This is a genomic window from Hymenobacter piscis (genome assembly GCF_018760735.1).
Lineage (GTDB): Bacteria > Bacteroidota > Bacteroidia > Cytophagales > Hymenobacteraceae > Hymenobacter > Hymenobacter piscis.
This window is the reverse complement of the sequence record NZ_JAHHZN010000010.1, coordinates 163,094-172,549: the sequence shown is the minus strand read 5'-3', so window position 1 is coordinate 172,549 and position 9,456 is coordinate 163,094. Positions and strand designations below refer to the sequence as shown.

The window sequence follows — 9,456 nt, the reverse complement described above, 5'->3', positions numbered from 1 at the left end:
TTACGCCAACTCACCCGCCCCGCCACGAGCCCGCACGAACCCATGGCCCGCATGGTGGAGGCCCTAATGCGCTGGATTAGCTGGAAAGTCGCTCGCTATCAGCCAACTAAAATAGTAGGGTAGAGTATTAACCACCAATACTACTATCTTATATTTGGTAACGGAAGCGATTATGGAGGCAGAAACGAAAGTTTGAAAGGCCTCAATTGGTTTATTTCCCCAAAGGATTATAATACAGGCACTTCTACTGATCCACCAACGATAAATAAGCAACGATGAAAAAGTATCTTCTGCTATCAATAGCGACTGTATTTTTTATTATATTTATATTTAATATTAAATCGTATACAAATACAGAAATAAATACAGTTGATGACATAAATAACATTTCTTTTAAAGGCAAAGTTTCCGTTATTTCAAATAACAGAGGTCTTAAAATAAAAATGGACAATGACGAAAAAATATATGATCTAACAGGTGCCTGCAATGATACGGCATGCTTATCATATAATATATCATGGGGAGACACAATATTCAAATGTAAAAATTCAAGCGTTATTTTTTTAAAATCAACACATAGCAATAAAACAAGTGAATGGTTTATGCCCAATAATTAGTATTAAATTTCATCTGTTCCTAACATGATTTCTTTCACAATAATTTTGAGAAAAAATTTTGCGCATTTCGTATTCTTTGCGGTAATTTCAACTGGCTGTACACCTCCAGCGAATAAGTTGGCCTACGTGGACACGGACCGGCTGCTGAACTCCTATCAAGCCATGCTCGACGCGCGGCGGCAGTACCAGCGCCAGCAGCAGGAGTGGCAGCACAACCTAGGCACCCTCGAACAGGAGGCCCGCGCCGCCACCGATACGGCCCAGCGGCTGAGCGCCACGCTATCCCCCGCCGCCCGCGCCACCCAGGCTGCCCGCGCCCAGTTGCGCCAGCAACAGTACCTGAGCTACCGCCAGGCCATCGAGCAGCAGGCCCCCCAAGAGATGCAGCGCCTCACCCAGCCCGTGCTGCTGCACGTCAACAAGTACCTGCGCCAGTACGGCGAGCAGCACGGCTACGCCCTCATCTTCGCCACCGGCGAGGCCGGCACGCTCGTCTACGGCCAACCCGGCCTTATGCCCATTGATCTGGCCGCTAGGCATAACCACATAGTTCAACAGACCTGAGAGTTGGGCTGGCCTAGCGGGCGCAGGCAAAGTGCTCCTACGCCGTAACCGGGTTGCGCTTGAGCAAGCGGCGCTTGTCCCAGCGGTCCAGCAGGGGGTGAATGAGGACGCTAACCAGGATGATAAGCGTGCCGGCGTAGAAGCCGGGGGAGAGTTTTTCTTCCTCAAAGCCCGATACGTGGAGCGTGTACATGAGCACGGCCAGCAGGATGCCGTACACGGGCTCCAGGTTGATGGTGAGGTTGACTACGAAGGCCGAAATGCGCTTCATCAGCTCCACCGAGGCCGAGAAGGCGTACACCGTGCACACGCCGGCCAACAGCAGCAGCCAGAGCCAGTCGTAGCCCGAAAGCGCCAGCTGCAGGCCCCGGCCGCCGGTGAAGTAGCGGCTGTACACCGGCAGAAACAGCGCGATGCTCAGACAGGCGCCCACCATTTCGTAGAGCGTGAGCCGCAGGGGCGGGTGCTGCTTCACGAGCTTGGAGTTGAGTACGCTGAACAGCGCCGACAGTCCCGCCGAAATAATGGCCACGCCCAGGCCCAGCAGTTGGTCAAGCTCGGCCTGCGAAACGATGTAGAGCCCCACCATGGTAAGCAGACCCAGCCCCACCTCGTAGCCGCGCACCTTGCGCCAGAGCACCAGCGGCTCCAGCAGGGAAGTCCAGAGGGCTAGCGTGGCCATGCCCGCCAGACTCACGCTCACCGACGAGAGGCGGGCCGAGAGGAAGAACGTAATCCAGTGCACGGCCACCAGCGCGCCCACGCCCAGCAGGCGCACCACGTCGGCCGCCGGAATGCGCCAGGGGCGCCGCCGGCCCACCAGCAGGGCCAGCAGCCCCAGGCTGGCCAGGGCCGTGCGCCAGAACACCAGCTCCACCGGCGGCACCGAAATCAGCTTGCCCAGAATGGCCGTAAAACCCCAGAGCAACACAATGAAATGCAGGCGTAAGTAGTCTTTCAAACGGTGAGATGGTGAGGTGGTGAAATGGGGAGTTTGACGTTTGGGCAGTCCTGGCGGCGCGACTGGCGCTGGTGTGCGGAGGTAGCAGGGAGGACAGATGTGCGCAACGGCTGGTTTGATGAAGACGGAAGTGTTGCAGTTGAAGCCCCGCGCATCAGGCGCCACCAGGCTTCTAAAACATCAACTCACTATTTCACCAGCTCACCACCTCACCTACTGCGGTATCACGCGGTACAGGATGCCGCCGATGAGGGTGAACACGATGCTCGGGACCCAGGCGGCGAGCAGGGGTGAGAGGGTGCCCACGGCGGCCAGGTTGCGGCTCAGAATCACGAAGATGATGAACACGAAGGCCAGCACGAAGCCCAGGGCAATCTGCCCGCCCACGCCGGCGCGGCTCTTGCGGGCGCTCATAATCACCCCAATCACCGTCAGGATAAACATGGCGTAGGGGTAGGCGAACCGCTCGTACTTCTCGCTCAGGTACACCTGGGTATCATCGGCGCCGCGGGCTACTTTCTGGTCGATGTAGCGGTTGAGCTCCGGCAAAGTCAGGGTTTCGGCCAGGCGGTAGGTGCTGGCGAAGTCCTTGGGGAAGAGGTTGAGGGTGGTGTCGCGGGCGGGCAGGCTCTTGAGGGTTTCCTTTTCGCCGGCAAACGTGCGCAGCAGCTGGGGCGTGAGGCGCCAGGCCTGCTTGGTCGAATCCCAGGTAATGGCTTCGGCCGTGAGGCGACGCTTGAGCAGGGTGCCCTCAATGGTTTCGAGCGCGAACTTGTAACCCACGTTGTTCACGTTGTCGTAGCTCTCCATGAACGCGTACTGCCGGGGCCCGATTTTAATGTGCACGTTGCGCCCGCTGTAGCGGTAGGGGTTCTTGATGTAGGCCTTCTCGAACTCGACCCGCGTTTTGTTGGCCATCGGAATCAGCCAGCCGGTCATGGCCATCGTGAGGGCGCCCAGAATGGCGCTGCCCATGATGTAGGGCAGCAGAAAACGCTTGAAGCTGATGCCCGAGGCCAGCATGGCCACCACCTCGGTGCGCGAGGCCAGCTGGGCCGTCACGAATACCACCGCAATGAACACGGTGATAGGGGAGAGCAGGTTGGCGAAGTACGGAAACAGGTTCAGGTAGTACTCCGAGATGATCTGCCAGGCCCCCAGATCGTGCTGAATGAAGTCGTCGTTTTTCTCCGTGAAGTCAATCACGCAGATAACCGACACGAGCAGCACCACCGTGAAGAAAAACGCGGTGAGAAACTTCCGGAGGATGTACTTATCGAGGATCTTCAATGGAGTTGTTAGTTGTTAGTTGTTAGTTGCCAGGCTGTTCTAGAAGCATCCGCGAAAACGGCCTGACAACTAACAACCAGCAACTGACAACTCATTACAGCCGCGTCATCAGCTTTTTCACCATCACGTCCTTCCACTCCCGGAAGGTGCCGGCCAGGATGTGCTGGCGGGCCTGTTTCACCAGCCAGAGGTAGAAGGTCAGGTTGTGAATGGAGGCAATCTGGGGGCCGAGCATTTCCTTGCTGTGGAAGAGGTGGCGCACGTAGCTGCGCGAGTAAAAGGTGCTCACGTAGCCGCCCAGCTCCGCGTCAATCGGCTCGAAGTCGTCGGCCCACTTGCGGGCGGCAATATTCATAATGCCCTGGGTGGTGAACAGCATGCCGTTGCGCGCGTTGCGGGTCGGCATCACGCAGTCGAACATGTCCACGCCCAACGCAATATTCTCCAGAATATTGGCCGGCGTGCCCACGCCCATCAGGTAGCGGGGCTTGTCCTGGGGCAGAATGTCGCAGACCAGCTCGGTCATTTCGTACATGAGCTCGGCCGGCTCGCCCACGCTCAGCCCCCCGATGGCGTTGCCCTCGCGGCCCTGCTCGGCAATGAATTCGGCCGACTTGATGCGCAGGTCCCGGAAGGTGGAGCCCTGCACAATCGGGAACAGGGTCTGGGAGTAGCCGTAGTGGCCCTCGGTGCTGTCGAAGCGGGCAATGCAGCGCTTGAGCCAGCGGTGGGTCATGTCAAGGGAGCGGGCGGCGTAGTCGTACTCGCAGGGCCAGGGCGTGCACTCATCGAAGGCCATGATGATGTCGGCCCCGATGGTACGCTGAATGTCCATCACGCCCTCGGGCGAGAACAAATGCTGGGAGCCATCAATGTGGGAGCGGAATTTTACGCCTTCCTCCTTGATTTTGCGCGTGCCCGAGAGCGAGTACACCTGGTAGCCGCCCGAGTCGGTGAGGATGGGCCGGTCCCAGCCGTTGAACTTATGCAGGCCGCCGGCTTTGCTGATGATGTCGAGGCCGGGGCGCAGGTAGAGGTGGTAGGTGTTGCCGAGGATAATCTGGGCGTTGATGTCGTCCTTCAGGTCGCGCTGCTGCACGGCTTTCACGGTGCCGGCCGTGCCCACGGGCATAAAAATGGGCGTTTCAATGGGGCCGTGGTCGGTGTGCACCACGCCGGCGCGGGCTTTGGAGTGCGGGTCAGTCGTGAGCAGGTCGAAGGTCATGCGGGGAGGCTAAGTTGTCAGTTGCCAGTTATCAGTTGTTGGTAGTCGGTTGGCAGATACCAAGGCAGTACCTGACAACGGACAACCAACAACTGACAACCGACAACTAATCCGGCTGCAAAGGTACTCCGAATGCCTACTTTTGCAGTCTGAAATACCCGCTGCCTTTGTCTTTCCCGCTTTCCCCGGCCATCTGGCTGCTGCTGGCCGCCGTGCTGGTGCAGCTCTGTTACGCGGCCTACTATTTTCTGCCCTTCGCCCGCCGCCCCGCGGAGCCCGCCGGGTCCGAGGCGGCCGGGCTCGACGGCGAGCCGGTGTCGGTGCTGGTGTGCGCCCACAACGAGCTGGACAACCTGCGCCAGCTGCTGCCCCTGCTGCTCCAGCAGGACTACCCGGCCGGCTTCGAAATCGTACTCATCGACGACCGTTCCACCGACGACACTTATCTGTACGCCCAGCAGCTGGTGCAGTATTATCCGCATGTGCGGCTGGTTTCCGTCACGCACACCCCAGAAGGGCTGGCCCCGAAGAAATACGCCCTCACCCTGGGTATCAAAACGGCCCGCCACGCCCGCCTGCTCTTCACCGACGCCGACTGCATCCCGGCCACCAATCAGTGGCTCCGGTACATGCAGCGCGGCTTTGCCCGGCCCGCCGACCTGGTGCTGGGCTACTCCGCCTACGCCGAGGAACCGGGCTTTCTGAATAAGTTGATCCGGTTTGAAACCTTACTTACGGGGGCACAGTATCTGTCTTTCGCCTGGCGCGGCCGGCCTTATATGGGCGTGGGCCGCAACCTGGCCTACACCCGGGCGGTCTTTCAGTCGACCAAGGGCTTTGCCTCCCATATCCGCAGCCTCAGCGGCGACGACGACCTGCTGGTGCAGGATGCCGTGGCGGCCGGGGCCCGGACGGCCGTGGTGGCCGAGCCGGGGGCGCATACGCTCAGCCAGCCGGCCACCAGCTGGGGCCAGTGGTGGCGGCAGAAACGCCGGCATCTCTCGGCCGGCCGCCAGTACCGCTTCACCGACCGGGTGCGCATCGGAACCTTCGTGGGGGCCAACCTTGTCTTTTACGCTACGGCCTGCGGGCTGCTGTTTTTTCGCGCCGATTGGATACCTTTGGCTACGGTCTGCCTCGTGCGTACCGGCGCTATGCTGGCCGTTTACCAGCAGCTCAACCGGCGGTTGGGCGAGCAGCTGCCCGCTGTCTGGCTCCCCGTTCTCGACGCGGTGTATTTTTTTTATTATCTCGCTCTGGGAATCTCCTTGTTCCTCTACCGTACGCTCCGATGGAAGTAAATAATCAGGAAAAACAGTTCTCCGCCAAAGCCAAGCACGACTTCAAGCTGATTCGTGCCGCCGTGGAGAACAACGACGAAAAAGCGTATGCCGAGCTGATGCACATCTACAAGAAGCCCGTGTATCACGTGGTGCTCAAGATGGTGCGTAACCCCGACGACGCCGAGGACCTCACCATCGAGGCCTTCGCCAAAGCCTTCCGCAACCTGCACAAGTTCAACCCCGAATTCGCCTTCAGTACCTGGCTCTTCCGCATCGCCACCAACAACTGCATTGACTTTATTCGCAAGAATAAAATCAAGACGATGTCGATTGACTCGGCCATCAAGATTGACAACGGCGACGAAATCACCATCGACTTCCGCGACCAGAACCTGAACCCGCAGGAGACGACCATCAAGAACCAGAAAATCGAAATCATGCAGCACGTGGTATCGCGGCTGCCCGACAAGTACCAGCGCCTCGTGACGCTGCGCTACTTCGATGAGCTGAGCTACGAGGAAATTGCCACCGAGCTCAAAGCCCCCCTCGGCACCGTGAAAGCCCAGCTGCACCGCGCCCGCGAGCTGCTCTATGACATGGTGAAAGGCAAAAAAGAAATTATTTAAGGTAAGGAGTTAACCATAAGTAGAACGTCATTCTGAGCAAAGCGAAGAATCTCGCGTGCTGGTGTTGCGCCAATAGCCCAATGTCAGCACGCGAGATTCTTCGCTTTGCTCAGAATGACGTTCTCTCCTCTTCTGTCCACCCCCATGAACCTGCTCGACCACTACTTCCCCCACCTCACCGACCACCAGCGCCAGCAGTTCCGGCAGCTTGAAACCGAGTTCCGGGGCTGGAACGAGCGCCTCAACCTCGTGGCCCGCACCGACGTGGACAACCTGGAGGAGCGCCACATCCTGCACTCCCTGGGCATTGCCAAGGTGGTGGAGTTTGCGCCCGGCTCCTCGGTGCTCGATGTGGGCACGGGGGGCGGGCTGCCGGGCCTGCCGCTGGCCATTCTGTTCCCGGAGGTGAAGTTTCACCTCGTGGACAGCATCGGCAAAAAGATTAAAGCCGTGCAGGAAATGGCCCAGGCCCTGCACCTGACCAACGTGACGGCCGAGCAGACCCGCGCCGAGCAGCTGCGCCCCAAGTACGACTACGTGGTGAGCCGCGCCGTGGCCCGCCTGGCCACCTTCCACACCTGGATTGCCCACCGCTACAAGCCCCGCGCCGAAGCTGCCCCCCACAGCGGCCTCTACTACCTCAAAGGCGGCGACCTGACTGAAGAAATTGCCGAATCCGGCCTCAAAGCCCAAGTTATAGATTTAAGCAGCTTTTTCGCGGAGGAATTCTTCGAGACGAAGAAGGTGGTGGTAGTGACGGTGTAGGAATTAAAGCGCTTTCTAAAGGACCGTTTATAAAGCGTTATAAGGGAATTGCTGACCTTCGCGGGCATGAAGCTTACCCGCTACTTGTTAATGTTGCCGCTGCTTGCCTGTACAGCCACCGACACTTGGCAGTCCTTCGCAATAGATAAACGACTTACCGTAGAGCTGCCGGTTCAGGCCACAGAGCTAAATGTGGCCCAGATGCTCCCCGCTGGCCAAGCTCCCACACACACCCAGACATGGGTGGCGCGGGCGTCGGAAGGACTATGCGTAGTAATGCGAATTCCTTTCGTGAATGTCGAAGTAATTAGACAAGGTGACACAACGCAGCATCGGCTTTTTTATGATAGTGTAGTCAAGGGGGCATTGGCAGATGAAAACCAGGCTCACCTACTCAAGCGCACTTCCTTCCAAATAGCTGGTGGCATTGGCATCGAGATTAAGTATACAGCATTAGATGCGCACACAGGCCATCGTAGAGTGCGTTACATGCGCAGTCTTGTTTTGGATTCTATCGGCTATAATCTTCTTTTCCGGCCTGCTAACCTCTCCGACAGTTTAGGCTTAGTTGACCACGCCCAGCGCCGACGCTTCTTCAATTCCATCACGATAAATCCATAGCCTTTTTATTCGCTCCTCTATCGATGCGGAAGTGAGAAAGGCCCTTAATAGACTTGGCTGTCCACTCTAACAAACGTTCAGTGAAAGGGTGATTTAAACAGCCCCCATATTCTACATATGGTACGATAAGGGTCCGGTTATCAGACCCTAACCGGCCTCTGAACACCACTTTCACAGTGGTTCTGCCAGCTACTGACATTGCATTGGAGGCCGCTGGCCCTTCCAACTTAGAAAAACTGCAGTTCCCCCCTCACCCCGGCACCTCGCTCGTGAGGAACTCCACGGCGCGGCGCTCCGAGTAGTATTCCCCGTCCGGGGCGCCCTCGGCGAAGCCCACGTGGCCGCCGTCGGTGGGGGTTTCCAGGAACACGTAGGGGCTGGCGGCGGCCACGTCGCGGGGGAAGCAGCTGGCGGGCAGGAAGGGGTCGTTCTGGGCGTTGACCAGCAGCGTGGGCACCCGGATGCCGCTCAGGTACTGGCCGGAGCTGGCGTGGGCGTAATAGGCATCGGCCGATTCGAAGCCGTGCATGGGGGCCGTGAACCGGTCGTCGAACTCCGGAAAGCCCGTGAGCTCGTCGAGGTTGGTGAGGTCAACCTGGCCGGGGAGGAGGGCGGCTTTCTGGCGCATCTTCTCCCGCAGCGTTTTCATGAAGCGGTTGAGGTAGAGGCGGTTTTCGAGGCGGGCAATGTGGTGGGAGCTGGCCCGCAGGTCGGTGGGCACGGAGAACACGGCGGCGCGCTGCACCTGCGGGGGTACCCGGGCGGCGTTTTCGCCCAGGTACTTGAGCGTCACGTTGCCGCCGGCCGAAAAGCCCGTCAGGAAGACCCGCCGGTAGCGGCCCGGGCCCAGGGCGTAGCGCACCACAAAATCGAGGTCGGCGGTGTCGCCGAGGTGGTAGGAGCGGAGCAGGCGGTTCATTTCGCCGCTGCAGCTGCGGTAGTTCCAGGCCAGGGCATCGAGGCCGGCCTGGTTGAGGGCCCGCACCATGCCCCGCACGTAGGGCCGGCCGGCGTCGCCCTCCAGTCCGTGCGAGACGATGGCCAGCGTATCGGTGGGCTGCCCGTCGGGCCGCGCCGACCAGTCGAGGTCGAGGAAGTCGCCGTCTTCGGTTTCCACCCGTTCGCGCCGGTAAAGCACGTCGGGCACGGTGCGCCAGAGGCTGGGCACGATGGTTTGCAGGTGGCCGTTGAAAAGGTAGAACGGCGGCTGGTAGGCGGAAGCGGCAACGAGGGGCATGGCAGAGGCAGCAAAAGCGGGGCCGCGGGCGAAACAAACGGCCGGTAAGCAAATTACGGCAAAAAATGGTAGGCATGCCGAGCGAATTGACCCGCGCCTGGGCACCGCAGTGGCGGTCCGGGCCAGGACGAACCACCCCCGCGGCGCCGGGGAAGGCCGTTTTCGCGGGTTATTCCACCCGGCGCGGGCTCATTGCTGAAAAGCGTTTGCGAATTAGCGGCAAAGCCTTACCTTTGCACTCCCCAATTGAACTGAATTCGAGCAGAA

Annotated in this window: 10 protein-coding genes; 6 read left to right on the top strand and 4 right to left on the bottom strand. The window is 59.1% G+C overall.

The annotated features are described in order from the left end of the window. Window positions 1-275: 275 nt before the first annotated feature. Both KLP40_RS12725 and KLP40_RS12720 read left to right on the top strand, forming a co-directional pair. On the top strand, window positions 276-617 hold the full coding sequence (locus KLP40_RS12725; protein WP_215594162.1) for a hypothetical protein: 342 nt from the start codon (window positions 276-278) through the stop codon (window positions 615-617). Window positions 618-743: 126 nt separating this feature from the next. Then, the gene (locus tag KLP40_RS12720) at window positions 744-1,181 is read left to right on the top strand and encodes an OmpH family outer membrane protein (RefSeq protein ID WP_317196772.1); all 438 of its coding nucleotides are present in this window, start codon (window positions 744-746) and stop codon (window positions 1,179-1,181) included. A gap of 37 nt (window positions 1,182-1,218) precedes the next feature. Here the strand turns inward: KLP40_RS12720 and KLP40_RS12715 are convergent, their stop codons facing one another. The 3 genes from KLP40_RS12715 to tgt form a co-directional block, all read right to left on the bottom strand. Next, complete coding sequence (locus tag KLP40_RS12715) at window positions 1,219-2,142, bottom strand: DMT family transporter (protein WP_215594160.1); 924 nt, start codon at window positions 2,140-2,142, stop codon at window positions 1,219-1,221. A 213-nt stretch (window positions 2,143-2,355) separates the two neighbouring features. After that, window positions 2,356-3,432 (bottom strand): LptF/LptG family permease, encoded by a 1,077-nt coding sequence (locus KLP40_RS12710; protein ID WP_215594159.1) that lies wholly within the window; start codon window positions 3,430-3,432, stop codon window positions 2,356-2,358. Between the two features lie 94 nt (window positions 3,433-3,526). Then, complete coding sequence (gene tgt, locus KLP40_RS12705) at window positions 3,527-4,657, bottom strand: tRNA guanosine(34) transglycosylase Tgt (RefSeq protein ID WP_215594158.1); 1,131 nt, start codon at window positions 4,655-4,657, stop codon at window positions 3,527-3,529. Between the two features lie 167 nt (window positions 4,658-4,824). On the opposite strand from tgt, the gene KLP40_RS12700 reads away from it, so the two are divergent. From KLP40_RS12700 to KLP40_RS12685, 4 genes are all read left to right on the top strand, one after another. After that, window positions 4,825-5,958 carry a glycosyltransferase gene (locus KLP40_RS12700; RefSeq protein ID WP_215594157.1) on the top strand — a complete coding sequence of 378 codons (1,134 nt, stop codon included), beginning with the start codon at window positions 4,825-4,827 and terminating at the stop codon, window positions 5,956-5,958. Continuing rightward, entirely contained in the window at window positions 5,949-6,566 is a 618-nt protein-coding gene (locus tag KLP40_RS12695) for an RNA polymerase sigma factor (protein ID WP_215594156.1), read from the top strand. The genes KLP40_RS12700 and KLP40_RS12695 overlap by 10 nt, the downstream gene beginning before the upstream one ends. A 144-nt stretch (window positions 6,567-6,710) precedes the next feature. Then, the gene (gene rsmG, locus KLP40_RS12690) at window positions 6,711-7,331 is read left to right on the top strand and encodes a 16S rRNA (guanine(527)-N(7))-methyltransferase RsmG (RefSeq protein WP_215594155.1); all 621 of its coding nucleotides are present in this window, start codon (window positions 6,711-6,713) and stop codon (window positions 7,329-7,331) included. 66 nt (window positions 7,332-7,397) lie between these two features. Next, window positions 7,398-7,952, top strand: a complete 555-nt coding sequence (locus KLP40_RS12685; protein ID WP_215594154.1) for a hypothetical protein — start codon at window positions 7,398-7,400, stop codon at window positions 7,950-7,952. A gap of 250 nt (window positions 7,953-8,202) precedes the next feature. On the opposite strand, the gene KLP40_RS12680 is transcribed toward KLP40_RS12685, so the two are convergent. Continuing rightward, a complete protein-coding gene (locus tag KLP40_RS12680) occupies window positions 8,203-9,189 on the bottom strand; it encodes a YheT family hydrolase (protein ID WP_215594153.1) in 987 nt (328 codons plus the stop codon). Window positions 9,190-9,456: the final 267 nt, after the last annotated feature.

Bases quoted from the DNA above. Each gene is read 5' to 3' on its own strand.
- KLP40_RS12725 (WP_215594162.1), top strand. From the start codon at position 276: ATGAAAAAGTATCTTCTGCTATCAATAGCGACTGTATTTTTTATTATA.
- tgt (WP_215594158.1), bottom strand. From the start codon at position 4,657: ATGACCTTCGACCTGCTCACGACTGACCCGCACTCCAAAGCCCGCGCC.
- KLP40_RS12695 (WP_215594156.1), top strand. From the start codon at position 5,949: ATGGAAGTAAATAATCAGGAAAAACAGTTCTCCGCCAAAGCCAAGCAC.
- rsmG (WP_215594155.1), top strand. From the start codon at position 6,711: ATGAACCTGCTCGACCACTACTTCCCCCACCTCACCGACCACCAGCGC.
- KLP40_RS12685 (WP_215594154.1), top strand. From the start codon at position 7,398: ATGAAGCTTACCCGCTACTTGTTAATGTTGCCGCTGCTTGCCTGTACA.
- KLP40_RS12680 (WP_215594153.1), bottom strand. From the start codon at position 9,189: ATGCCCCTCGTTGCCGCTTCCGCCTACCAGCCGCCGTTCTACCTTTTC.